This is a genomic window from Musicola paradisiaca NCPPB 2511 (genome assembly GCF_000400505.1).
Taxonomy (GTDB): domain Bacteria; phylum Pseudomonadota; class Gammaproteobacteria; order Enterobacterales; family Enterobacteriaceae; genus Musicola; species Musicola paradisiaca.
Map to the genome: position 1 here is coordinate 2,912,081 of NZ_CM001857.1, position 26,349 is coordinate 2,938,429.

At 55.7% G+C, this 26,349-nt stretch carries 17 protein-coding genes and 1 pseudogene; 7 read left to right on the forward strand and 11 right to left on the reverse strand.

The genetic code is table 11. The features are described 5' to 3' along the window. Window positions 1–24 precede the first annotated feature (24 nt). Window positions 25–1,335, reverse strand: coding sequence for an OFA family MFS transporter (locus DPA2511_RS12865; RefSeq protein ID WP_015854187.1), 1,311 nt, complete (start codon window positions 1,333–1,335; stop codon window positions 25–27). Between the two features lie 641 nt (window positions 1,336–1,976). Between DPA2511_RS12865 and DPA2511_RS12870 the strand changes: the two genes are divergently transcribed. From DPA2511_RS12870 to DPA2511_RS12890, 4 genes and pseudogenes are all read left to right on the forward strand, one after another. Further along, window positions 1,977–2,873 carry a LysR family transcriptional regulator gene (locus DPA2511_RS12870; protein WP_015854188.1) on the forward strand — a complete coding sequence of 299 codons (897 nt, stop codon included), beginning with the start codon at window positions 1,977–1,979 and terminating at the stop codon, window positions 2,871–2,873. Between the two features lie 356 nt (window positions 2,874–3,229). After that, window positions 3,230–3,403 (forward strand): annotated as a pseudogene (locus DPA2511_RS21750) (GNAT family N-acetyltransferase); the annotation flags it as partial. Between the two features lie 374 nt (window positions 3,404–3,777). After that, the gene (locus tag DPA2511_RS12885) at window positions 3,778–5,262 is read left to right on the forward strand and encodes a hypothetical protein (RefSeq protein ID WP_015854189.1); all 1,485 of its coding nucleotides are present in this window, start codon (window positions 3,778–3,780) and stop codon (window positions 5,260–5,262) included. A 251-nt stretch (window positions 5,263–5,513) separates the two neighbouring features. Next, a complete protein-coding gene (locus DPA2511_RS12890) occupies window positions 5,514–6,029 on the forward strand; it encodes a GrpB family protein (protein WP_015854190.1) in 516 nt (171 codons plus the stop codon). A 127-nt stretch (window positions 6,030–6,156) separates the two neighbouring features. Here the strand turns inward: DPA2511_RS12890 and DPA2511_RS12895 are convergent, their stop codons facing one another. Beyond that, the gene (locus tag DPA2511_RS12895; protein ID WP_015854191.1) at window positions 6,157–7,440 is read right to left on the reverse strand and encodes a nitrate regulatory protein; all 1,284 of its coding nucleotides are present in this window, start codon (window positions 7,438–7,440) and stop codon (window positions 6,157–6,159) included. A gap of 449 nt (window positions 7,441–7,889) precedes the next feature. On the opposite strand from DPA2511_RS12895, the gene DPA2511_RS12900 reads away from it, so the two are divergent. Continuing rightward, a complete protein-coding gene (locus DPA2511_RS12900; RefSeq protein WP_015854192.1) occupies window positions 7,890–9,563 on the forward strand; it encodes a methyl-accepting chemotaxis protein in 1,674 nt (557 codons plus the stop codon). Window positions 9,564–9,710: 147 nt separating this feature from the next. On the opposite strand, the gene DPA2511_RS12905 is transcribed toward DPA2511_RS12900, so the two are convergent. From DPA2511_RS12905 to DPA2511_RS12915, 3 genes are read right to left on the reverse strand one after another with little or no spacing between them, the layout of a single operon-like run. Continuing rightward, window positions 9,711–11,108, reverse strand: a complete 1,398-nt coding sequence (locus DPA2511_RS12905; protein WP_015854193.1) for an efflux transporter outer membrane subunit — start codon at window positions 11,106–11,108, stop codon at window positions 9,711–9,713. Then, window positions 11,108–14,266 carry an efflux RND transporter permease subunit gene (locus tag DPA2511_RS12910; protein ID WP_015854194.1) on the reverse strand — a complete coding sequence of 1,053 codons (3,159 nt, stop codon included), beginning with the start codon at window positions 14,264–14,266 and terminating at the stop codon, window positions 11,108–11,110. Before DPA2511_RS12910 ends, DPA2511_RS12905 begins: the two co-directional genes overlap by 1 nt. Before the next feature lie 2 nt (window positions 14,267–14,268). After that, window positions 14,269–15,420 carry an efflux RND transporter periplasmic adaptor subunit gene (locus tag DPA2511_RS12915; protein ID WP_015854195.1) on the reverse strand — a complete coding sequence of 384 codons (1,152 nt, stop codon included), beginning with the start codon at window positions 15,418–15,420 and terminating at the stop codon, window positions 14,269–14,271. Window positions 15,421–15,542: 122 nt separating this feature from the next. Between DPA2511_RS12915 and DPA2511_RS12920 the strand changes: the two genes are divergently transcribed. Together DPA2511_RS12920 and DPA2511_RS12925 are read left to right on the forward strand one after the other, a co-directional pair. Beyond that, window positions 15,543–16,142 (forward strand): TetR/AcrR family transcriptional regulator, encoded by a 600-nt coding sequence (locus tag DPA2511_RS12920; RefSeq protein WP_015854196.1) that lies wholly within the window; start codon window positions 15,543–15,545, stop codon window positions 16,140–16,142. After that, the gene (locus DPA2511_RS12925) at window positions 16,135–17,328 is read left to right on the forward strand and encodes a multidrug effflux MFS transporter (RefSeq protein WP_015854197.1); all 1,194 of its coding nucleotides are present in this window, start codon (window positions 16,135–16,137) and stop codon (window positions 17,326–17,328) included. Before DPA2511_RS12920 ends, DPA2511_RS12925 begins: the two co-directional genes overlap by 8 nt. Window positions 17,329–17,379: 51 nt before the next feature. Here DPA2511_RS12925 and fdhE read toward each other — a convergent pair whose 3' ends face one another. The 6 genes from fdhE to DPA2511_RS12955 all read right to left on the reverse strand — a co-directional run bounded on the left by fdhE (window position 17,380) and on the right by DPA2511_RS12955 (window position 26,303). Further along, window positions 17,380–18,309: a formate dehydrogenase accessory protein FdhE gene (fdhE, locus tag DPA2511_RS12930; RefSeq protein ID WP_015854198.1), complete on the reverse strand. Its 930-nt coding sequence runs from the start codon at window positions 18,307–18,309 to the stop codon at window positions 17,380–17,382. A gap of 572 nt (window positions 18,310–18,881) precedes the next feature. Next, entirely contained in the window at window positions 18,882–19,517 is a 636-nt protein-coding gene (fdoI, locus tag DPA2511_RS12935; protein ID WP_015854200.1) for a formate dehydrogenase cytochrome b556 subunit, read from the reverse strand. After that, entirely contained in the window at window positions 19,504–20,406 is a 903-nt protein-coding gene (fdxH, locus tag DPA2511_RS12940) for a formate dehydrogenase subunit beta (RefSeq protein WP_015854201.1), read from the reverse strand. Before fdxH ends, fdoI begins: the two co-directional genes overlap by 14 nt. 12 nt (window positions 20,407–20,418) lie before the next feature. Continuing rightward, window positions 20,419–23,469 carry a formate dehydrogenase-N subunit alpha gene (fdnG, locus tag DPA2511_RS12945; RefSeq protein WP_015854202.1) on the reverse strand — a complete coding sequence of 1,017 codons (3,051 nt, stop codon included), beginning with the start codon at window positions 23,467–23,469 and terminating at the stop codon, window positions 20,419–20,421. Window positions 23,470–24,148: 679 nt separating this feature from the next. Beyond that, window positions 24,149–25,570, reverse strand: coding sequence for an aminotransferase-like domain-containing protein (locus DPA2511_RS12950; protein ID WP_015854203.1), 1,422 nt, complete (start codon window positions 25,568–25,570; stop codon window positions 24,149–24,151). After that, on the reverse strand, window positions 25,563–26,303 hold the full coding sequence (locus DPA2511_RS12955) for a glutamine amidotransferase (protein WP_015854204.1): 741 nt from the start codon (window positions 26,301–26,303) through the stop codon (window positions 25,563–25,565). Before DPA2511_RS12955 ends, DPA2511_RS12950 begins: the two co-directional genes overlap by 8 nt. Window positions 26,304–26,349: the final 46 nt, after the last annotated feature.

Genomic DNA, 26,349 nt, shown 5'->3' on the forward strand with positions numbered 1-26,349 from the left:
AATTTCTGTAATAGATTTGCGTTGTTAGTGCGTGGTGGTTATTAGCATTCCATCCGTTTCTTTCCAGACGGGAGGATGTTTCCAAAGAGGAATAAGAATGATCCCGGAAAGTAACGCCATAATGGAGGACGCAATAATGGTGAAGGGGTGACCATAGGTGGTAATTAAATAGGCGGAGAGTACGCCACCATAAATTCCGCCTATTCCCTTCGCGGAGGCATACAGCATGCCGTAGTTGGAGCCGGAAGCGACTTCACCGTAGTAATAACCCACGATTGACGCAAACAGTGAATATAATGCCCCCCAGAAGAATATCGAGATAATACAACTACTGATAAAACCTGTTGCGCTATTGGCTTTAGCGAAAAATAACGCCACGAGAGAAAACACGCCGCACAGGATATAAAAGATAGTCATGGTTTTATCGATGCCGATTTTATCTGCAATCCAGCCACCGACCACCCGGCTAAGGCCGCTGGTGATTGCCATTCCAACGGTGATGACGGTGCCAGCCGTCAGACTGAAATGAAACGCAGACGCAAATTTAATGCTATTTGAGATAAACGTTAAACCGGATGCAGAGACTAAAACGAAAGAAGCAATTAACACCCAGAACTGCCAGGTATGCATTGCTTCTCCCATACTGTATTGTTTTTCACAAGGGCGTTTTGCTACGGCATGTTTTTTTGCAGATGAGGATGTGACATGACTCCAGCCTTTCGGCGGGTCTTTCATAAGCAAACCGGTAATAATAATCACACCGGAGATAACCGCTGCCATAATAAAAATCACATTGAAAAAGACACTGTCCGGGGCATCTTCCGGAATATTTCGAATAGGGAAAATAAAAGGCAATGCTCCCCAGGAGAACGCCGCAGAAACAAGACCGATGGTGATGTTCCTGTAGTCAGGGAACCACTTGTTGCAGGTGGTGATTGCCGCGTTGTAGACAAATCCGCAGAAAAAACAGCCGATACACCAGACGGTGAGCACGATGTTATACGACAGCGTCTGCCCGAATGCGCATACCAGCAGGCCGATGCCTGAAAAAATCCCCGCCACGACGGACACTATTTTCGGCCCAAACTTGTCCCGAAAGATGCCGCCTGGCAGGGTGCCGAAGGCCTGGAAAATAACGAACATGCTGAACATGAGCGATATTTTTGTCGGCTCCCAGCCATATGTTTTTGCAAAGTGCGGTGCAATTACCGACCAGGCATATTCATAAGGGCTAATAACCGACATCGCCAGAAAGGCTAATACAAAAAGCCACCATCGGTTGAAACCGAGTATGTCCTTATCCGTTCGCTTTTGCATAGTGATTAATTCACTCATAATACACTCTCCTGATTTAGAGAATCTGAAAATAAGAGTTGAGCGAAACAGGAAGGGAATAATGTGGCCATCACCATGGCCACTTATTCACAACATGTTTACTTGATCTATCTGTTTATGATTTCTTTTATTTGCAGGTGTATTTATTGTCTTGCTTGCCTCCATTTCTTACGTGTTCCTATGATATGACTTTACACGATGACAATTTATGTGTCGGATGGGTTACTGTTCACTCGGCTAATTGATTCGATTTTTAATTATTTCTCCTAGTTACCGGCGAAACATGATGGCGATGTAAATTACAATGTATTTTCTAAATACAGTGGGTGATGGTATTAAAGTCGAGAATGATTAATAAAATGCTTATACCACTCATCATGAATAGGCCATCTGCGCTATTCAATGTTATCGACGATAAAGCAAGATGAAGCATTATTGTTACCAGTTAATAACTCATTGTTTTTTGTTTGCATTGAACGCCGTCTCTTTAATAATTTCGTGCCGGTATTTGCATCCATTATGATAACGAATTTGTCGTCATCATAATAAAATTGCGCTTCGTTCTTTTTCTGGTATTTATTAATAACCACAAGCCGCTGGTTGTGGAAATGTTTTTTTTAATCTATCGATGACTTTAAATCATGAATATTTCAAATATATCGTTAAGACAGTTACGCATTTTTTTAGCCGTTGCCGAGCATCATGGCTTTAGCCGTGCAGGCAACATGATGTCCCTGACACAATCTGCGATGAGTCACAGTATCGGTGACTTGGAAAATGAGTTGGGGATCCGGTTATTTGAACGTACGACCCGGGAGGTGTTGTTGACGCAAGAGGGGGCTGAGTTGTCTGAGGCACTTCGTCGTGTGCTGGGTGAACTGGAAACGACGCTGTGTAACACTCAAAGCCGGGCGGAGCGACGACGTGGGTTAGTTCACGTCGCGACCAGTCCGACGATTTCGGCAGGGATCATGCCTGACTGCATCGCGCAGATTGCGGAGAATTATCCGCAGGTCAATCTGATTATTCATGATCGGGTACAGCAGCAGGCGATGCAGATGGTATTGAACGGCGAAGTTGATTTTGGCGTGATTATCGAACCCTCCGTACCGTCCGACCTGTACACGGAGACATTTATGGAGGAACCATTTTGTCTGGTATTGCCTGAGAACCACCAGATTGCACGTCTGAAACAGGTGACATGGCATGATCTGCAGAATCAAGAAATGGTGTTACTTGACTATGCCTCAGGTAGCCGCCCCTTAATCGACAATGCATTAATTCGTCATGGCGTCACGCCGCATGTCATTCAGGAACTTGGGCATGTCACTACAATATTTCGCATTTTACAGTCGGGTATCGGGGTTTCGGTCATCCCGCAACTGGCGTTATCTTCCCTTGAATGCTCTGGTCTGGCCGTACGTCAGTTATGGCCAATCGAGAACCGGCGATTGCAGTTGGTACGCCGTCGTAATCATTCGCTCTCCACTGCGGCAACCGCAATATGGACGTTAATTCAGACGCTGTGTCAGGCCTAAGTTTTTACCGGCCTTAGTCAACGGGCTCATACCGTATACATAAAACAGATTGACGATGAGCAGCAGAGGCGGCTAACCCGCTTTGCCATCAGTCATTCGCCGGTCGATACTTTTCATTTTCCAGAACAGCGGATCTGACCATGCTGGACGTCAGGAACGCGTCAGACCGGCTATTCGTCATATTTCATTGCGTCAATATCAGGGAAGGTCAATACATCAGGTGGGTAAGCGTTTTATTCGCGTGGACGCAGGTGGCGTTGCTTTTGCTACTGGCATGACAGGTGATGCTGTGTGAGACAAGGGTGGACGTTATCGTTGTTGTCGGCGTTGTTGTCGGCGTTGTTCTGGTGGGTGGTCTGGTGGAGTGCACGGTCAACCACCCGCGATTGCAGCGCCTGCGCCGTCAGTTGCTGCTGACCTCTACCGCGCCGTGGCTGTACCAGAAAGTGGGCTACGAGCCGGTTAACCGTCAGGATTATGCCTGGACGTTTGTCCGCCAGGATATCTACAGCACCGGGACGGCAGGCTGAGTTGCGATCCGCTCTGCAACGTCAATACCCGCGCGCTATCGCCTGATATTGCCAGAAGAGCAACCGCTTTCTAAACTTGAAAGCGCAGATCGCCCTGTTTTATCTATCCGCTAAATCATGCCGGCCGTTGGGAAATGGCCAGCGCGTGATTTCCCGAATGTTCAGATAGCCAGGCAGCGGGGGCAAATAAAGGCCGCCGACATACCGCATGGCGAATGCACTATTTAGATATCACTGTTTGATATATTTCCCCGGATTAAAACGGATAGCTTTATATTTCACATCTCATCTTTTTATTTTATAAAAATAAAACGCTTTTCCCATAATTAAAAAATCAACACACCATTCTCAATACACAGCAAGAGGTTCCCGTGATGAAAATAAAAAATCGCCCAGCCATTATTCTCATGCTCGCCCTGTTGTTACTGGGATGCAGTAACAAAGATATTCATTACTATTCGGCAGACGAAAGTACCCTGCATACTCGCGGCGGCGTATTAGGCGACAACGGTATTTATCATGACGTGCTTTATAATCCGGAGTCGGTGGCGTTGAGTTTCGACGGGTTTATCGTCGGCCTGGATAAATCGCCCCGCACCCTTATCGGCGCCGGCGACGACAATTACCGCCCCCAGCCGCAGGAGGGGATGTCCCGGGTGATTCGCCGTCTGGATAAGGATTACAAAACACATTATATCTCGCACATCATTCATGACCGTGGACTGCCGTATGGCCGGGAAAACTGTGCCGTTTACTCGGTATACAATCCGTCGCCCTTATTCCCCCGCGGCGTAGCATCCGACGAAAGAGCCGCCAGTCCGTTATTCTCTTTCTGCCCGCCGGCACAAGCCAGCGACGCTTCCCCCATCAACCACAAGGTTCCCCCCCACCAGGCGTTTGAGGGTTCCAGAGCAGGATTACAGGCGCTTAAGACCGCCTTGCTCGCCAGTATCGATGAACACAACCGGTCGGGCCGTCCTTATACTCACGCTATCGTCATCGTCATGGGATGGAATACGCCGCAAATCGAAGCCATACGGAATTTCAACAGCATCATGTCCCATCTTGATGCCGTCGCTCGCCAGCAGAATCAACCCTTTAATCCATTATTCGTCGGTGTGACCTGGTCAAGTTACTGGGACGAAAACTGGTTTGACGTCGCGGTTCGTCTTGCCAGCTATCCCAACAAAGCGGATGACGCGGATGAAATAGGCGCCAGTTGGCTGGGGAGTATTGTGGATACCGTACACGGCGCCATCAATCAACGCGGCCAGAACCGTCCCGAGGCGATACCGCTGATCGCCATCGGCCACAGTTTTGGCGCCAGAGCCGTCTCCATGGCGGTCTGTCAGGGGCCTCAATTCCGTGTTCCCGCATCGCCGGTACGCACTCAGGGCAGCCCGGTGGTCGATCTGTTTATCGGGCTTGAACCGGCGGTGTCACTCCGCCGGTTTCTTAGCGGCAGCGTCGAAAAGATTCAATACAATGACTGCGCTGCGGCAAAACATATCGTCATGACCGCCAGCCGCTATGATTCCGCCGTGGCCTCATCACTGTGGGTCGAGATGATCGGTAATGCCTTCGTTTACCAACGCACTTGCGACGACAACAAGAACGACCGCCTATCCTGCAAGACAGCATGCGCGAATGGCGACATCGTCGATGCCGCGGGACAGTGCGGCACAGCCAAACCCGTTACTGCGCTCAACAGCCCGATTACCTATATTGACGCCTCGCGCCTGATCCGTTTCAACCAGCCCAATACTGGCGGCAATGCCCATAGTGATATTTACCGCCCGGATACAGGCAAATTCATTTGGAACGCCATATCCGCCGCCAGTCATTCTGGGACGAAATAGACCAGGTTGAGCCTCCCAATACGGGGAATGGCTACGCAAGCCATTCCCCGTCGCCAATCAACCGCCGGTTATTTACATTGCATGCGCCCACTCCATGCTGGCGATTATCTGCGGTAGAACATCACTAACGCTGACCGCTGGGCGTGGTGACTATTTCCCCTCGTTGATCGCCATAATGGCTCTGTCGATGGTTCGGGAAAACGTGCCGGTTTATGATGGGCAAACCATTATAAAAAAAGGGTGAAAATACAATGCGGATAGTGACAGTGGTTGATTACGACACGCAATGGCCTGATGTTTTCACGGCCGAGCGTGCGCGGTTGCAGCAAACTATTGGCAAGGTCGTTTCGCGCATCCACCACATTAGCAGCACGTCAGTGCCAGGTTTGGCAGCAAAACCCGTGATAGATATATTGCTGGAAGTAGAAAGTCTCGATGCGTTGGATCAATTTAACGCGGTCATGGAATGTATTGGGTATACCGCTCGTGGTGAAAATGGGATCCCCCATCGCCGATATTTCACCAAAGGTGGGGATCAGCGTAGTCATCAGGTGCATGCTTTCGTCGTTGGCGATAAGCAAATTATCAAACATCTGGCATTTCGTGACTATCTGAGAAAAAACCCTAAAGCCGCAGAGCAATACGCTGAAATAAAACGTGCCGCAATACTCACCAGTAACCGCAATAGCCATATTTATAGCCGCCTTAAGGCAGACTTTATTGAATATCACCTTAGGCTGGCGCTCATGGATGTAGCGCGATCATAAGAGCGGTGTTTTACGCCTTTAGGTACATCCACCGGGCGCCCGAATGCCCGTGTGATAACAATGCGGCTGGTCTTACTCCGGTGTTTTCAGAAAGCGACACAGGTGGCCGTTGCATTCTTACCCCCCCTCAATCGGGATCCCCCAGCACATCGGCGACCGCCAACATGGCGGCGGCGATCTCCACCAGCTTCTTATTCTGGTTCATCGCCATACGCCGCAAGGTGTTATACGCCTCTTCTTCGCTCAGGCCGCGATGCTGCATCAGCAACCCTTTGGCACGATCGATTTGTTTGCGCTCGCTAAGCGTGGCACGCATCTCCGCCAGTTCATTATCCAACGACTGCAAACGCCGCGCCTGTTGCTGCACCAGCGACAACAGCGAACGCCCCAGCTGCGGCCGCACGCCGTCGCTATCCAGCCAGCCGGCGCCCGCCTCCGCCATATCGGGCGCGGCGATAAACACCGAATAGCCGTGATCATCGCCGTCCGGCGTCGGCAGCAGGCCGGATACATCCGCCTGCTGGTCGAGGCAAGCCTGTTCCGCCGCCGCGATACGCTCCCGACACAGACGCATCAGCGCCTGTTCCAGGTTGTCCTCAATCTGCTTCATGGCATCAATACGGGTCGTTGCCAGCGCAAACCAATGCAGACTGCCGTCCGGCGGCATATTCCCCGGCAGACGAGTGCAGGCCAGCCGACGCAGGCGCTCAAACTCACGATCCGTCACCAACGCCTGCCAGGCGGCGCGGTTGTCGTCATCCGCAAAGCTGACGAAGGTATCGAAACAACGCTCCTGCCGCTCGATCAGATCCAGCAACGTTTGCTGTTCCGTCGGTGAAAAACCGCCGGCGGCGAAGGCGGCCGCCCCCAGCGCCCGCTCCTGCCCCGCCAGCTCCTTACCCTGCATAAAGCTGAACATGGCGATCAACGCCCGGGCAATCACCGGCTCCGCTGCGGTATCCGACACCTCGAACACCAGCGTCAGCAAATGGCGGATCGCTTCGCTGAACGCCGCCATCGCGTCCGGCTGCGGCAGATTGTGCTGGCGAATTTGCTGACGCAACCCCGGCAACAAGCCGAGAGAGTACAAAACACTCGCGGTGCGGCTGAACAATCTGCTGGCCTGCGGCAGGCTGGCCGCGCGTTGTTCCAATACCCCCACCTGCGCCATAAATTGCGCCTGCGCCTGAGTGACGTCCTGTTCGCGCAGCGACAGCTCATCGGCGCACAGGCGCCCGCCGGAGCACAAAAAAAGATTGGTGGTACCGCGTTCACGTTGCAGCATATGCACCAATTGGCTGATACGTCCGACCAGCTCGCCGCTCTGCAGCAACCCCCGCAAACTGTTCAGTTCACATTGGCGTGACGCCATCAGGAAACGAATGGTGGTTGAAGGATCCGCGACTGTCATAGTTCTCTCCCGGCAAGACATCGTTCGACAGTATGCCTGTGCAGCAATCGATACCCCAAATAATTTGAGCGGACACAGGCTACGGCGCGACACGTCGCCGGCCGCCACACGGCGGCAAACACGCGCAGGTTTTGGCTATGCCGGTGATCGGTTAGGCCATCGCCCCGCGCATCGGGATCCGCTCACTTGCTTGCCGATTATCACGCGAATGAGTTGAGGTACGGGTTTATCGGATTGTCATTTCATTTATTGCTTAACCCAATAAATACCCACTGTTATTCCCTCGTTGAAATAAAAAAGTAATGATGAAGAAGTAAACCATGCCGATATATTCTTGTTGTATTCATCACGGAGGATGTCGATATTTTTATTACCAAAGAGACAACATTAAAAAACTTTTTCTTCATATCCCAGAAAAGAGTCAATAACAATAAAGCAGGAATAACCTTATGAAACTCATTAGAAATATAACCATCCGCAAGGCAATGCTCGCGATACTGTCTATTTTTTTATTACTTTGGTGTGCTATTTCCTGGCTGGAACTCTCCTCCCTGAATCACGTTAATGCATTATTGCAACTTAATCAGACACAGCAGAGAAATGCTGAAACCATGAGCCACGGCACCGAAGCGTATTTTCGTACCTCGGTCAGGTTATTTATGGCCGCCGATCTCTTTCAGATCGGTGACAACGATAATGCCAAAAAGCTGGTGCAATCCGCATCAGATACCATCAACCTCAGTATTCATGATCTGAAAACGTTCACCGCGTCGTCTCATACCGGCATCTCCAAAGAGGTATTACAAGGCATTCTGGATCATTGGGATCATATCCATGTCGAGATCGCCAAAATGATCGACCTGCTAAACAAAGGGGATCTCGAACAGTTCAGGGCATTTACCCGCACCAGCCTTCCCCCCATCAGCATCGCATTCAGCAAAGCCAGCGAGCAGTACCTGCAGCAGTTGGAACAGCAAAACCAGCGCAATGACCAAAATATCGAAGCCATGATCGCGACTTGCAAGCAGGCGCTGATCGGCGCATTGGTGCTGGGCGTGGTGATCCTGTTTCTCACTGACCGCTATCTGGTGGCCTGCCTGCTTATGCCGTTGCGCCATATCCGTAACCATTTTAAAACGCTTGCCGATGGCCAGCTCCATCACGCCATCAGCGATCTGGGCCGTAACGATATCGGCCAGCTCATCCCTTACCTGCGCGACATGCAAGAGAGCCTGATTCGTACCGTCAGCCTGATCCGCGACAGCGCTCACGCCATCTATCAGGGCGCGGGCGAAATCAGCGTCGGCAACAACGATCTCTCTGCCCGCACCGAGCAACAAGCCTCCGCACTGGAACAGACCGCCGCCAGCATGGAACAGTTGGGCGCCACCGTGAAACAAAACGCCGACAACGTTTCCCAGGCCAACAAACGGGCGCAGGATGCCTCGCACATGGCGAAGAACGGCGGCGAACTGGTGGATAATGTCGTCACGACGATGAACAACATCACCCAAAGCTCACGCAAAATCGCCGATATCACCAGCGTCATCAACAGCATCGCCTTTCAGACCAACATTCTGGCGCTGAACGCTGCGGTGGAAGCCGCCCGCGCCGGCGAGCAGGGCCGGGGGTTCGCGGTAGTGGCAGGCGAAGTGCGCAACCTGGCGCAGCGCAGCGCCCAAGCCGCCAAAGAGATTGAGGGGTTGATTTCCGAATCGGTCATCCGCATCAACACCGGTTCCGACCAAGTCGCCAGTACCGGGGAAACCATCCACGATATTATTCGCGCCGTCACCCAGGTGACTGACCTGATAGGGGAAATCGCTTCCGCTTCGATTGAACAGGAACGCGGCATCAGCCAGATAGCCCAGGCGGTCACGGAAATGGACGGCGTCACCCAGCAAAACGCCGCACTGGTGCAGGAATCCGCCGCGGCGTCGGCATCACTGGAGGATCAGGCCCGCCAGTTAACCTCGGCGGTGGCGGTGTTCCAACTGCCTGACAGTTCAGGCGCCCCGCAACTTCGTCCGGCGCTGGCGACCGCTGCGCCCGCCGCAGCGCTGCCGGCCCTCGGCGACAAGGGCGGCAGCAAGAACCGCGACCATAACTGGCAGACATTCTGACGTCGTAACGCAGCGGCCTGGCGACGCCGGGCCGCTATTCCACCGTATTGAGCGTCGTGTCAGTAGCATAGCAGTACACCGAACATACCCGCAGTACCTGAGAATATCGCCCCCGGCCCGATGCAAAATGACCCGTAAAGCCAACACTTAATCCACCCCGCCGCCTAATGCGTTATACAGGGTGATCAGGTTGTTCAGCCGCGATTGCTCCAGCGAAATCAGCGACTGACGGGCGCTGTACAGCGTGCGTTGCGCATCCAGCACATTCAGATAGGTGTCCACGCCTTCACGATAACGACTGCTGGCTAACTGATAACTGCGTTGCGCCGCCGACACATAATCCTGCTGCGCCGATTGCTGCTCAGCGAGGGTTCCTTTGCGGGCCAGCGCATCGGCCACGTCGCTGAACGCGGTTTGCACCGCTTTCTCATAGCTGGCGATATAGCCTTTTTTCTCCGCTTCGGCATAACGCAGCGCCGACAGATTGGCGCCGCCGTCGAAAATCGGCAGACTCACGCCGGGCACAACCGACCAGACCCGAGAACCATGACGAAACAGCGATGACAGCTCGCTGCTGCCGATGCCATTGCTGGCAGTGAGGGTGATGCTGGGGAAAAAGGCCGCTCGCGCCGCGCCGATATTGGCGTTGGCGGATTTCAGGGTATGTTCCGCCGCCTGCACATCAGGACGTCGCAACAGCACCGTGGAGGAAATCCCCGCCGCTACCGGCGCGACCGCCCCGCTCACGCTCTCCAGCGAGTCCGGCAGCAATGCCTCCGGCACCGGACGGCCCGCCAGCAGATCCAGCGCGTTCCGGCTTTGCGCTTCGGTGGTCAACGCGCTGGCGACATCCGCCCGCGCCTGCTGATAAACGGTTTCCGACTGCGCCACATCCACCGCCGACGCCACGCCGTTGCGCTGCCGGCTGCGCGTTACCGCCAGCGACTGCCCGGCGCTTGCCATCGTCTGCCGCGCCAGCGCCAGATCGCTGCGGGCGGTCGCCAACGTCACCCAGGCGGTGGCGCTGTCGGCAATCAGCGTCAGACGGGTGCTGGTGGCGGTTTCCGCGCTGGCAAGGTAAGTCTCCAGCGCTGCGCCGGTCAGGCTGCGGTTTTTGCCGAACAGATCCAGCGAGAAGGCACTGACGGAGAGCCCCGCACTATAACTTTGGCTGAGCGATGTCCCGCTGCCGCTGCTATTAAGCGCACGGCTGCGCGTACCGTCGAGCGTGGCATTGAGCGACGGCGCCAGATCCGCACGCTGTTCGCCATACAGGGCACGCGCCGCCTCCATATCGGCGATCGCTTTGCGCAGGCTGCGGTTATCCGACAGCGCCATGTCGACCACCTGACGCAGACGCGCATCCACCATCACCTCGCGCCACGGAATGTCGTTAGCGGCGCGCCCGGCGGGCGAAGCGGTTTGATAGGCCGCGCCCTGCGGCCAGTTTTCAGGCACCGGCGCAGATGGCCGTTGATAGTGTGGAGCGAGCGTACAACCGGACAACAACATAACGCCGGTGACGATGCCTGCGATGACGCGCATTAGATTTCTCCCTGTGAAGGGTCGACCGGTAACTGCCGGGACTCGTTTTTACGACCGGAAAAAACCCGCCGCACCAGAACAAAGAACAACGGCACCAGGAAGATCGCCAGTATCGTCGCCGTCAGCGTCCCGCCGACAATACCGCTGCCGATGGAGATACGGCTGTTGGCGCCCGCCCCGGTCGCCACCGCCAGCGGCAGCACACCGGCGATAAACGCCAGCGAGGTCATCAGCACCGGACGCAACCGGGTGCGCGCCCCCTCCAACGCCGCTTCATACAGCGTGGCACCGCGCCGGTAGGCCGCTTCGGCGAACTCAACGATCAGGATGGCGTTTTTGGCCGATAGCCCGATGGTGGTCAACAACGCCACCTGAAAATAGACATCGTTTTCCAGCCCGCGCAGGGTCGCCGCCAACACCGCGCCCACCACGCCGAGCGGGATCACCATCATCACCGAGAAGGGGACGCTCCAGCTTTCATACAACGCCGCCAGACACAGGAACACCACCAAAATGGAAATGGCGTACAACGATACCGACTGCCCGCTGGCCAACCGTTCCTGATACGACAGTTCGCTCCACGAGAAGGTGGTGCCGGACGGCAGCGAGCGCGCCAGTGACTCCATCTCGTCCATCGCTTCGCCTGAGCTGACGCCCGATGCGGCCGCACCCTGAATCTCATAGGCCGCCAGCCCGTTGTAGCGCGACAGGCTCTCCGGGCCGAAGCTCCAGCGCGTGGAAGCAAACGCGGAGAATGGCGTCATGACGCTGTTACCGCTGCTGTCGGTACCGCGCACAAACCATTTATCGAGATCGGCCGGTTTGCTGCGAGAAGTTGCATCCCCCTGAATATAAACCTTTTTTACCCGCCCACGATCGATAAAATCGTTGACGTAGGTACTGCCCCAGGCACTACTCAACGTACTGGTGACATCGCTGACCGACAGCCCCAGCGCGCTGGCTTTGGCGTAGTCGATATCCACCTGCAACTGCGGCATCTCCGCCAGATCGTTGGGGCGCACCGCCGACAACCGTGGGTTCTTCGCCGCTGCGGCCAGTAACTGGTCGCGCAGCGCCAACAACCGGCTGCGATCGGTACTGCCGGTCGCCTGCAATTCAAAGGTGAAACCGTTCGATTGCCCCATCCCCTGCACCGCCGGCGGCGACATGGTAAAGACCTGCGCATCACGGATACTGGCGAGCGCCCCCATCGCCCGGCGGGCGATCGTTTCAGCGCTGTTTTGTTCGCCTGAGCGCTGGCTCCAGTTTTTCAGTGCGACGAACGCCATACCGGCATTCTGGCCGCTGCCGCTGAAGTTAAACCCGGAGATCACGAAGATCGCCTCCACGTTGTCCTTCTCCTGGGTGAGGAAATAGTTCTCGATAGTCTTTCCCACTGCTTGGGTGCGCGCATCGGTCGCGCCGGCCGGCAGCGTGAACTGCACCATCACATCGCCTTGATCCTCGTTGGGCAGAAAACCGCCCGGCAACCGCACGAACAGCACCCCCATCACCGCCACGACCAGCCCGTACAGCGCCAGATAGCGCCAGGAACGGGTCAGCACCTGCGCCACCCGCCCGACATAACGGGTTTGCAGCGCGTTATACCCCCGGTTGAAGCGGGCGAAAAAGCCGTTGCCGGTCGACGCATGCGCCGTCGGTTTCAGCAACGATGCACACAATGCCGGCGTCAGCGTTAACGCCACCAGTACCGACAGCAGCATGGAAGACACGATGGTGATGGAGAACTGGCGATAAATCACACCGGTGGAACCGCCGAAGAACGCCATCGGCAGAAAGACGGCGCTCAGCACCATGGCGACGCCGACCAGCGCGCTGCCGATCTCGCGCATCGATTTTTCGGTAGCAGCGGCCGGCGCCATCCGCTCTTCCCGCATCAGACGCTCGACGTTTTCCACCACCACAATGGCGTCATCCACCAGCAAACCGATGGCCAAGACCATACCGAATAGCGTGAGGGTGTTGATGGAATAGCCGAAGACCGCCAGCACACCGAAGGTTCCCAGCAACACCACCGGCACCGCGACGGCCGGGATCAAGGTTGCACGCAGGTTTTGCAGGAACAGGAACATCACCAGCACCACCAGCAAGATGGCCTCGAACAGCGTCTTCACGACCTCTTCGACCGAAATCTTGATGAAGTCGGTACTGTCTTTCGGGTAGGCCACTTTATAGCCTTGCGGCATCTGCGGTTCGAACTCCGCCACTTTAGCCTTGACGCGCTCGGCGGTGGACAACGCATTCGCCCCCGGCGACAGCATGACCGCAATCCCCGCGCCGGGATGCCCATTCAACCGGGTGGTCATGGAGTAATCTTCATTACCGATCTCCACCCGGGCGACATCCTCCAGCCGAACCAACGCCCCGCTGGTTTCGCTTTTGATGATGATATTGCGAAATTCTTCCGGGGTTTTCAGCCGGGACTGTGCCGTGACCGTGGCCGTCAATTGCTGATTGGCGGAAGCGGGTTTCCCGCCGATCTTGCCGGCGGATACCTGGGTGTTCTGCGCTTCAATCGCCGAGGAGATATCCGACGGCATCAGGCTGTAGGACGCCAGTTTGGCCGGATCCAACCAAATACGCATGGCGTACTGGGAACCGAACACCTGTACGCTGCCGACCCCCGCCACGCGCGACAGGGCATCCTGCATATTGCTGACCAGATAGTCGGCGATATCGGCGGCGCTGCTTTTATCGGTGACGTCATACAGCGCGGCGATCAGCAAAAAATTGCTCTGCGATTTCGTGACCGTCAACCCCTGTTGCTGCACTTCGGTCGGCAGGCGGCTGGTGGCCTGCTGCACTTTGTTCTGCACCTGTACCTGTGCGGTATCCGGGTCGGTTCCCTGGGCGAAGGTCACGGTGATTCTGACATCGCCGCTGGAGTCGCTGGTCGACGAAAAATAGAGCAACCCGTCCAGCCCGGTCAGCTGCTGTTCAATCACCTGGGTGACGCTGTTTTCCAGCGTTTCCGCCGACGCACCGGGATAGTTGGTCTTGATGGATACCGACGGCGGCGCCACATCCGGGTACTGCGCCACCGGCAACGACTCGATGGACAACGCGCCGGCCAGCATAATGACGATGGCGATCACCCAGGCGAAAACCGGGCGATAAATGAAAAAGCGGGAGAACATAGTTACTGTGCCTCCGTGCCGCGTTGAGATACCGCGCCGGATGGTGTCTTACCTTCAACCGCCGTTACCGTCTCCCCGTTATGCACTTTGTCGGTACCTTCCGTGATTATGCGCTCGCCAGTATGCAATCCTTGGGTAATCAGCCAGTTGTCGCCAATCGCCTCGCCGGTTTCCACCTGCCGCAGTTCCACCTGCTGTTTATCGTTCACCACCCAGGCGGTCGCCCGGCCTTTGGCATCACGGATAATCCCTTGCTGAGGCGCCAGAATGGCATCCGGCAACGTCGCCGTAGCAACCGATGCCCGAACGAACATGCCCGGCAACAGCGTATGGGCCGGGTTGGCGAACTCCGCCCGCAATGTGACGCTGCCGGTGGCTTCATCCACGGCGACTTCCGCCAACTTCACGGTGCCGGGCTGCGCGTAACGCTGGCCATTTTCCAGCGTCAACACGGCCTGAGTCTGGGGCTGCTGCTGGCTGGACAACAATGCCAACCGCTGGCGGCTGGACTGGGTGAGGTCGACGTAAATAGGATCCAATTGACGGATGGTCGCCAACGCGGTGCTCTGGCTGGCCGTGACCAGCGCGCCCGACGTGACGGAGGAGATGCCGATACGCCCGGCAATCGGCGCGGTGATCCGGGTGTAGGCCAGATTAATCTGCGCCGTTTTCACCGCCGCCGCCTTTTCCGCGACATTAGCCACACTCTCTTCGTAAGTGGCCTGCGCATCGTCGGCATCCTGCTGCGAGACGCCGTCTTCTTTCAACAGGCGCGCATAGCGTTCCGCTTTCAGTTTCGCCGAACGCACCGTGGCCTGGGCATTTTTCAGCGCAGCGGCAGCCTGATCCTGAGCAGCCTGATAACTGGCCGGATCAATCTGGTACAGCACCTGTCCGGCTTTCACCTCGCTGCCTTCGGTAAATAGCCGCTGGAGGATAATGCCGTCCACCTGTGGTCGCACCTCGGACACCTGCGCCGCAGTCACGCGCCCGGTCAATTCACTGTGCAAGGTGACAGGGGCGCTTTTCAGCGTTTGTACCGTTACCTCCACCGGCGCAGCCCTCTCCGGGGATTCATTTTTCTGCTCACAACCGGCCAAATTCCATGCCATCAGCACGACACTGGTTGTCACAATTAACATTTTACTTCGCATCAAGCCGTCCCTAAAATTGAGAATGAACGTTCATTCTCAATATAAAAAAAATTACGTCAATCTTCTTATGACCTTTGCAAGGGTAACGTAAGCAACGTTATCCGGACTTACTGGAGCATACCGTGTCATTACCACGTACAGACGACAAAACGCTGGCCCGGCGGGATCAGATCATTGCCGCGGCCCGCTACTGTTTCCGTCACGCCGGATTCCATGGCGCCAGTATGGCGGAAATCGCCGCTCAGGCCCGGCTCAGCGTCGGGCAGATTTATCGCTATTTCATCAACAAGGACGACATCATCGAAGAGATCGTGCGCCGCATCGTGGAATGCCGATTGAAACACATGTCGCCGGGCAAGGAGGATCCATTGCTCTTCGCCCCCAGGCTGGCGCGGCGCGAGCTGCCGGACGATGACCCCAGCTGGAGCGACGACCATGCATTGATGCTGGAGGTCGCCGCTGAAGCGACGCGCAATCCACGAGTCGCCACTATTCTGCATGACGCGGATCGGCGGCTGTTTCAGCAAGCCTGCTCATTGGTGAAGCAGCGCTACCCCCATTTCAGCGACCCGGAGATCGCAGCCCGGGTCGAACTGATGGCGGTGCTGGGTGAAGGCACCGCCTGGCGCAGTTTGTTGCCGGCCTACTATGCCGCCGACGTGCTGCAACCGTTATACGAAAATTTGCTTAATCTCACCTTTCCACAGGATCACCATGAGTAAATCCACGTCCAATCGCTCCAGGTTCGGTTATGCGCTGATCCTCGGCTCGCTGGCGGCATTGGGACCGCTTTGTACCGATCTTTATCTGCCTGCGCTGCCGCAACTGGCCAGCGAGTTGTCCACATCTACCGCCACCGCGCAGTTCAGCCTGACCGCAGGCTTGCTGGGCCTGGGCTTCGGCCAGCTGATTTTCGGCCCGCTTAGCGATAAACGCGGACGGCGCGGGCCATTGTTATGGTCGTTGATCATGTTGCTGCTCACTTCCGCCTGGTGTGCGCTGGCATCGGATATCGGCCAGTTGATTATTGCCCGCCTGTTACAGGGGATTGCCGGTGCAGGCGGTGCAGTATTGTCGCGTGCCGTCGCGCGCGATCTGTATGCCGGACACGAACTCACCCGGTTCTTTACACTGTTGATGCTGGTCAACGGATTGGCCCCTATTCTTTCGCCGGTACTGGGCGGTGCGTTGATGACGCTCACCAACTGGCGCGGAATTTTCGTTACGCTGACGCTTATCGCCATCCTGCTGCTACTCATGAGCGCACTGCGGCTGCCGGAAACATTACCGGCTAAACGCCGTATCGACGGCGGCATCGGCGCCATGCTGGCGTCGCTCGGCAGCCTGCTACAAGCTCGCCAGTTTATGGGTCTGTGCCTTACGCAAGGGTTTTCGGGGGCAGGAATGTTCGCCTATATCGGGGGATCGCCGTTTGTACTCCAGGAGATTTATGGGCTCAGCCCGCAAGCGTTCAGCCTGTGTTTCGCCGTCAACAGCATTGGCTTGATCATTGCCGGGCAGCTCGCCGAGCGGCTGTGCCGTCGTTGGGGGGAAAACGGCGTACTGCGTCTGGGGTTGGGGATCGCCATCGTCGCATCGCTGGCGCTGGCGCTGGCCGGTTATCTGCACGCGCCGTTGATAGGGATTCTGTTACCGCTGTTCCTGGCGATATCGATGATTGGTTTTATCGGCCCCTGCGCATCCGCGTTGGCAATGCAGAGTCAGGGCGGCAAAGCGGGCAGCGCGTCGGCGCTGTTGGGGCTTAGCATGTTCGCCCTCGGCGCGCTGAGCGTACCACTCACCGGACTCAGTGGCGGAACCAGTGCGCTATCGATGGGGGTGGTGATCCTGACATGTTATTTGCTGGCCACCTTCTGTTGGTGGCGATCACTGCAAGCCGCCAACTGAACGGCGGGTATCATGCCGGCGTCTCCATCAACACGGAGACGCCGTAGCGCCTTAAATATTGCTATTCGGGAACAGAAACGGATTGATGCTACTGCGGGCAAAACCCTCTTCTTCCATTTTGATATCCAGCACCAGTGACGCCAGATCGTCGGCGACGGCTTCCACCCGATGATCTTTCTCCTGATACAACAGCTTTAGATAGGTGCCGCAGTCATCACAACTCTCGGTCTTGATGGCTGAATTTTCGTCATCCAACGACCAATAATTCAGCTTGCCGGCCTGCTCGCAGTTACTGCATTTCACCCGTACCATATGCCATTCGGTCTCGCACAAATTGCAGTGCAGATAACGCAAACCGCTGGTAGTACCGAGCTGAACCACGCCGGAAACCGGTATGCTGCCGCACACCGGACAGAACTGCCGGTGTTCGCCCAACTCCGCGCGCGCCTTGCCCGGCAGGCTGGTCGCCATCTGCGCCCAGTACAGCGACAACGCCGCCCAGACGAACGGCGCTTTGTCGTTGTCTTCCTCGCTGAATTGCTGGTTCAGCAGCGCGCTCGCCAGCGTCTCCCACTCCTGCGCCGACATTTTTTCCAGATTCTCCAGCGTGGACAGCACCTGGCCGTCGGCGCCCGGTTTCAGTTCCTCAATCAATGCCCGCAGCAACGTGTGCCAGTGCGGATCGCGCGGGAAGACGCTGACGTCCAACGGCGGACGTTCACCCTTGTTTTCCAGCAAAAAGGCAAGATCCTGTTGCAGGGGGTGATCGTGCAGGACTTTTTGCTGCGCCTCGACCACCGCAGCGGCGAAATCAAGGTAATCCTCCAACGGATGATTCTCCGCCAGTTGGCGCAGACGTTCGGCTCGGTTGCTGTACAGGCTTTTCAGATTCGCAAACAGCAGCGGCGGGATAGCGCCAAGAGTGGAAGATTTATCATTCTGGCCTGCCAGTTGATCCTGCGGCACGATACGAATACTCATCAGGTGATATTTCCCGTTGTCGATATTGAAAAGCACACCGCGCGTCGGCTGTGACCATCACGGTATTGTGACGAAACGACCACCGCCGGCGATCGCGCAAATTAAAGGCCTATCCACCCCACGCGCCCCAAACGGGGTATACCCATGCGCCAAAACTTGAGCGCCGCCACACTGCGGCATGGCAAGCGCAACCGCCTGAAGGGATAGGCTCTGAGAGCGCTAATGTTAACAGGTTATTCCCTGCTGACAGCAGTGATTTTCCTCATTTGCCGCGCGGGTGAGCGACAAGACGGCAGCGCGGCTCGTCATCCGCAAAATGGTGGACATAAATGCGTAGCGATACCCTAACGATTGAGTTGCAGGGCAAAACGCCCGCATTGTGTTTCCGGCTGTGGCCGGGCAGCGTTGCACAAGCCGGCTGAATGGCGCGCCAAACGCGCAGATTCGCACTGTGCCGGCTACCGACGTATGAAGAAGAGATGTGCCGGGCAGTAAGGATGTACGCCATAAAACATCACAAGGGGAAGCCAACGCTTCCCCTTGTGATGATGCCAATGTCGCACCGCGTTTCGTCAGGGCTGCTTTTCCTGCCCTTTGGATTGCAGTTCACGATACCAGCGCGGATGGTGTTTCTTCGCCCAGGATTTTGACACCCAGCCTTCCACCATCGCGGTAATGGTGCCTTTAACCCACAACGCCGCGTAGATGTGCACCATGATGACCAAGATCAGCCCGACGGCAGCGACGGAATGCACCACCAGCGCCGCCCGGATAAGCGGGATCGGGAACGATGGCGCAAAGTAAGGCCGCCAGATCACCACCCCACTGCCTAACAGCAACAGCAAACTGATGATGGCCAGCCAGAACACGCATTTCTGGCCGAAGTTGTAGCGCCCGGTGTCGCCCACTTCTTCATTGCGGGCGATCTTGTGGATATTTTTGGCCCATTCGATGTCATCACGATGGATCAGGTTATGTTTCCAGTAACGGAAAAACATCAGCAGAAACGCCACAAACATCACCACGCCGACAAACGGGTGCAGAACACGCGCCAGTTGCGGCGTACCCAATACATTCATCAGCCAGTTGAACGACGGGAAAAAGAACCCTAATCCACTGAGTGCAGCGAACACAAAACAGAACGCGACAATCCAGTGGTTGATGCGCTCTGGCGCACTATAACGCTGAATACGATTATTCTTTTTCATGTTGCTTGTCCTCGTGGTGCTCTTCGTCCTCTTCCTCTACGCGGTTCGGACCAATGCCAACATAGTGGAATACGCTGGCGGCGAAGGTGGCGGCAAACCCGATAGCAGCCAGCGGCTTCCAAACGCCTTTCCAGAAAGTCACCGCTGGGCTGATGCTCGGGTTATCCGGCAGACCGTGATAGAGCTGGGGACGATCGGCATGATGTAAGACATACATCACATGTGTCCCGCCGACACCCGCTGGATCATACAAGCCGGCATTGTTGTAACCACGACTGTTCAGGTCTTTCACCCGCTCGCTCGCCAACACTTTCATCTCGTCTTTGGTACCGAAATGGATCGCGCCGGTTGGGCAAGTCTTCACGCAAGAGGGCTCCTGACCAACTTCCACACGGTCAACGCACAGAGTGCACTTGTACACCTTGTTGTCGTCCTTGTTCATGCGCGGCACATTGAACGGGCACCCTGCGATGCAGTAACCGCAACCAATGCAGTGTTCCGACTGAAAATCAACAATACCGTTGGCATACTGAATAATCGCCCCTTCCGCCGGACACGCCTTCAGGCAGCCAGGGTCAGCGCAATGCATACAGCCATCTTTACGGATCAACCATTCCAGCTTGCCGTTCTCTTCAACTTCGGAGAACCGCATCACCGTCCAGGACTTGGCGCTGAGATCGGTAGGGTTGTCGTACACCCCGATGTTATGCCCGACATCATCACGGATATCGTTCCATTCGGAACAGGCCACCTGACAAGCCTTGCAGCCGATACAGGTGGTGACGTCGATAAGCTTAGCCACCTGCTCTTTGTGATTACGGGCCTGTGGCGGCGGTGTCAATGAATTGGTCGCGGAGCGACGGATAATATCTTGAGATTGCATTGCCATAGTGTTTCTCCGCTACGCCTTTTCCACATTCACCAGAAACGCCTTGTACTCCGGCGTCTGGCTATTGGCATCACCCACATGCGGCGTCAGGATATTAGCCATAAAGCCTTTCTGCGTGGTGCCTTCAAAGCCCCAGTGACAAGGAACGCCGATGGTTTCCACCGGTTTACCTTGAATCGTCAGGGTGCGGATACGCTTGGTGACTACCGCTTTAGCCTTGATATAACCGCGTTTGCTGCTGACTTTCACCATATCGCCAGCCTGAATGCCTTTCTGCTTCGCCAACCCCTCGCCGATTTCGACGAACTGTTCCGGCTGTACGATGGCATTAAGCCGGGCATGTTTGGTCCAGTGGCGGAACAGTTCGGTGATGGAATAGGTGGTAGCGACGAACGGAAACTCATCAACCGTTCCCATCCGTGGGCGATCCGCTTCCAAAATTCGGGCGGCCGGGTTGACCAGCGCCTTGCTATAGACCGGATTATTCTTCAGCGGGGACTCCAGCGGCTCATAGTGCGCCGGGAACGGGCCTTCCGCCATTTTGTCGATGGCGAACAGCCGCCCCAACCCTTCCGCATTCATAATAAATGGCCCCGCCGCATTGCCCGGCGGCACGGTCGCAGCAAAATCCGCCACATCGACCCCGGTCCATTTCTGGCCGTTCCAGCGAATCAACTCACGTTTGGGATCCCACGGGCGGCCTTGTTCATCTGCCGACGCGCGGTTGTAGAGAATGCGACGATTCTGTGGCCAGCTCCAGGCCCATCCCGGCGTACAACCCAACCCTGATGGATCAGAGTTATCACGCCGCGCCATCTGGTTGCCCGCTTCCGTCCAGGATCCGGCGTAAATCCAGCAGAAGCTGGCGGTGGAGCCGTCGTCACGCAGTACGGAGAAATCCGGCACCAGTTGCCCTTTTTTCAGCACAGGGACACCTTTGTCATCGAGCAAATCCGCCAGTGCGCGGCCGTTGGCTTCCTGCGTGATCTCCTCCGGCGTCGGATCTTCCGGATTAAGGTAATTCCAGGACATATTCAGCACCGGATCGGGATTGGCGCCGCCCTCTTTGGCGTACAGTTCGCGCAGGCGCAAGAACAAACCGGCGATGATCACCCCATCGTTACGCGCTTCACCCGGCGGTACCGCGCCCTGATAATGCCACTGCAGCCAGCGACCAGAGTTAACGATGGAGCCGTTTTCTTCGGCAAAACAACTGGAAGGCAGACGGAACACTTCCGTCTGTATCTGGCTTGAATCTACATCGTTCAACTCACCGTGATTCTGCCAGAAGTTGGAGGTTTCGGTCGCCAACGGGTCGATGACGACCATGTACTTCAGTTTTTTCAACGCATCGCGCGCTTTGTTGGAATCAGCAAACGCCGCCATCGGGTTGAAGCCCTGCACGATATAGCCATTGACCTTGCCATCCAGCATCATGCGGGAATAGGCCAGCGCGTCGTAGCTTTTGTCCCACTTCGGCAGCCAGTCGTAGCCCCAGTCGTTGTCCTTCGTCGCCTTATCGCCCCAGAAACTCTTCATCATGCTGATAAAAAATTTCGGCGTGTTCTTCCAGTAGTTGACCTGATCCGCCAGCAGCGCCTTCGGCGTGATCTGATCCAGGTATTCTTTCAACGAGGTCTGTTTTTCCGACGGCAACGGCATGTAGCCCGGCAGGTTCAGCGACAGCAGCCCCAGATCGGTATACCCCTGAATATTGGAGTGACCGCGCAACGCATTGACGCCGCCCCCCGCCATACCGACGTTGCCCAACAACAGCTGGATCATGGCCGCGGTGCGAATAATCTGCGCGCCCGCAGTGTGCTGAGTCCATCCCAGCGCATACATAATGGTCGCGGTACGATCAGGAACGCTGGTTGAGCCCAGCAGATCGCAAATAGTGAGGAAGTCCTGTTTCGGCGTACCGCACACCGATGTCACCAGATCCGGCGTATAACGACTGACGTGCTCCTTCAGCAGATTCCACACGCAACGCGGATCGCTCAAGGTTAAATCACGTTTGGCGAAGCCGTTTTCATCCAGCGCGTACTGCCATGAGGTACGATCATAGCGGTGCTCTTTTTCGCTATAGCCGCTGAAGATACCTTCATCGAAACTGTAGTCGTCACGCACGATCAGGCTGGCGTTGGTGTAGGCCTTCACATACGGCATCTGGATCTTGTCGTGGGTCAGCAGGTAATTCACGACCCCTAACAGAAAGGTAATATCGGAGCCGGCGCGAATCGGCGAATACAGATCCGCGACGGAAGCTGAACGGTTAAAACGCGGGTCAACCACAATCAGTTTGGCGCCATTATGAATTTTGGCTTCGACCGCCCATTTGAATCCTACCGGGTGCGCTTCCGCCGGGTTGCCGCCCATCACCAACACGACGTTGGCATTCTTGATATCCACCCAGTTGTTGGTCATGGCGCCACGGCCAAAGGTGGGCGCCAACGCAGCCACTGTCGGGCCGTGACACAGACGAGCTTGAGTGTCGATACCGATCATACCCAACGCACGCGCGAACTTCTGATCAAGAATACCGGTTTCATTGCTGGCCGCCGAAGAACACAGCATCCCAGTAGTCAGCCAGCGGTTAACCGTGACTCCGGCGCTGTTTTTTTCCACAAAGTTGGCGTCGCGGTCTTTTTTCATGAGACGCGCGATACGATCCAACGCCTCTTCCCAACTGATGCGCTGCCACTTATCGGCGCCCGGCGCGCGATATTCCGGATACAGCAGCCGCTGATCGCTATGAATGAAATCCACCAGACCGGCGCCTTTAGGGCACAGCGCACCTCGGCTAACCGGATGATCCGGATCCCCTTCGATATGATAAATGGAAGATTTGGCGTTTTTGGCGCCGTCGCCCAGGCCGTACATTAAAATGCCGCACCCAACGGAACAGTACGTGCAGTTATTTCGCGTCTCTTTGGCGCGCAGTAATTTATATTGCCGCGTCTCAGCTAACGCAACGCTGGGAGAAAAGCCCAGGGCAGTGACCGTGGTACCGGCCATACCACCCGCACATATTTTGAAAAATTGTCTTCTGCTGACCTGCATGGGATATTCCTCGCACGACATCACTCAGAGCCATATCGACATAAATACGATGATGCTTTATTGATATGAATAGATTTTTGCGAATTGGCGCATAAAACCTTACTAAACATACGCATTATGCGCCGGTAAAAAAAAAGCGCCAAGCGTTTATCTCAATAACAACAAATCCGTCACACTTCATCACAACAACGATGTTTTTTAACGCAAACACCCACTTATGACGAACAATTCTCATTATCAAACAATGCGTAACCGACTAATCGTTATATATTATTTTACATAACGATAATAAGACCCTTCCGTTTCAGCATTTATATTAATTAAAAATATTTATCATTTAAGTGAATAAACACGCCATCCCTCTGGTGGAAGATTATTTATTCCCACACATCTTTTATTCCGAAGAAATAATAAAAACACGCAGAAGGGTTCAGATGAAATATAAAAAAAGACGAGCCTGGAATGTTCTTCCGGATAAGCTGAATATAATGAGTGGAATAAGACCATTAATTACGATGAAAATTAAAACCCACGAATAAAATAAGCGGTTCATAAAAAACGTCGACACCGCGCCATCAGCAAGATAACCGATATATCACCGGCTGAACTATCCAGCCGTCATAATGTAACCGTATTTTTAGTATGGGTGTGCGACGCCAATCCATGATCACACGGCCAGTCAATGATCACTCCGTTGCTGATGCAACAGCTCCGCCAGCGTCAATACTGCCTTTTCGGTGCGGTCATTCCACTCAAGGGATGTATTGATGCGAAAGTAGCGTTCAAATTTATCGCCGGTGGTGAACATTCTTCCTGGCGCCAACGTAATCCCCTGCGCCAGCGCCTGCCGATACAACGCCATACTGTCGCCGCCCTCCGGCAGCGCCAGCCACAGGAAATAGCCGCCGTCCGCGTAATAGATATCGACGGCAGCGGGAAAATGCGTGCGCATAGCCTGATAAATTCGGTATTTTCGCTGCTCCAATGTGCGGCGTAACCGCCTGAGGTGGCTGTCGTAACTGCTGGTCGCCAGATAATCCGCCACCGCCAGCTGCATCGGTGCACTGGCTGACAGCGTACTCATCAATTGCAGCCGCTGGATACGTTCCGTCCAACGCCCCGCCGTTACCCAGCCGACCCGAAAACCGGCCACCAGATTTTTCGAAAATGAAGAGCAATGCAACACGTCCCCTTGCCGATCAAGCGCTTTCATGGGCAACGGCCGATGAGTGCCGGTATACAGTTCACCGTACACATCGTCTTCAATCAGTGGCACCTGGTACTGTTGCAGCAGCTCGGCCAAACGCTGCTTTTTTTCCCAGGATAATGTGCACCCCAACGGGTTATGAAAATTACTCATCAGCCAGCAGACACGAATCGGATAATCGCGCAGCGCCTGTTGCAACGCATCCAGATCAAGGCCTGTCTGTGGGGAAGCTGTCACGGCGATCGCTTTAAGCCTCAGACGCTCGATAGCCTGCAACGCGCCATAAAACGTCGGCGACTCCACCACCACATAATCCCCGGGGCGCGTTAGCGCCTGTAGGCTGAGATTTAGCGACTCCAACGCGCCGCTGGTGATGACAATCTCATCGGGCGATACCGAGATGCCCTGCAATGCATAGCGTTGGGCTACCTGCATACGCAGACGTTCATTGCCTGGAGGAAGATTATCTACCGCATTGTCCGGCTGCATGCGGCGCGCCACCGTCGCCAACGAGCGCGTCAGCTGGCGCTGGGGAAACAGACGAGGATCGGGGAAGGCGGAGCCGAACGGCACCACGCCGGGGACGCGGCTGGCCTGCAACACGTCGAAAATAAAGGCATTGACGTCGACCTGCGCCGTCAGTTGCACCGCCTTGCCCTTATCCAACGGCACGGGCGGAGCCTGAACACGGGGCGCCGCATAATAGCCGGACTGCGGCCGGGAAACGATCAGCCCCTGGCTTTCCAGCCACTGATAGGCATGCAACACAGTCATCAAGCTCAGCCCGCTGTGTACCGCTTTCTCCCGCAGCGACGGCAACTTCTCGCCGGGTTGCCAGATACCGGCCTGCAGTTGCTCGCGCATCTGGTGCGCCAGCTGTTCGAACTTATTCAGCGTCGCACACCCTGCGCGCAAACGCCTGGCGGACAAAATTCAGCAACAGGCGTCTGGCCCACACCGGCTCGTTATCATTGGTCAGCTCCGGCAACCGGCAGTGGCGCAGGCACGCATTCATCACGGCCTGGTCCATCTCCGGATGAAACTGTACCGACAGCGTATGCGGCGAGTAACGAATAATCTGGCATCCATCCTGCTCGGAAAACGCCAGTACCTGCGCCCCCGGCGGTGGTACGAGTACCGACTGTTGATGACTCAGGTAGGCATCAAAACAGGCAGGGACGTCGCCCAGCAAATCATCAGCGTCGGCATTAACGTGCAACGACACCGTTTTCAACCCCATTTCTCGCCCATTGGGGTTATCCGCTACCGTGCCACCCAGCGCGTGCGCCAACAACTGATGGCCATAACAGACACCGAGTACCGGTAAACCGGCGTTGACCGTCTGCCGCAACCAGTCGGCAGTACGCTCGCTCCAGTCGAGCCGATCAGTCACCATCGACCAGGAGCCGCTGATGATCGCCACATCCTGCTCCTGCGGCGCCGGCAAGCTTTCGCCGGCATCCGGCCGCACCACCCGTACAGTGGCGCCCTCCGCCGCCAATGCATCGGTAAACCAGTGGGCCTGTTGCCCCAGGGCATCGGCGATCGGCGTCGGCGGCTCGCCCATTTGGACGACCAATACGGTTTTAACGGAGGAAGACGGAGAAAAAGGGGAAGTCCGGCTCATACTGTTGTCCTGTCATCAATCCAATATCATTTTGACAGTACCACCA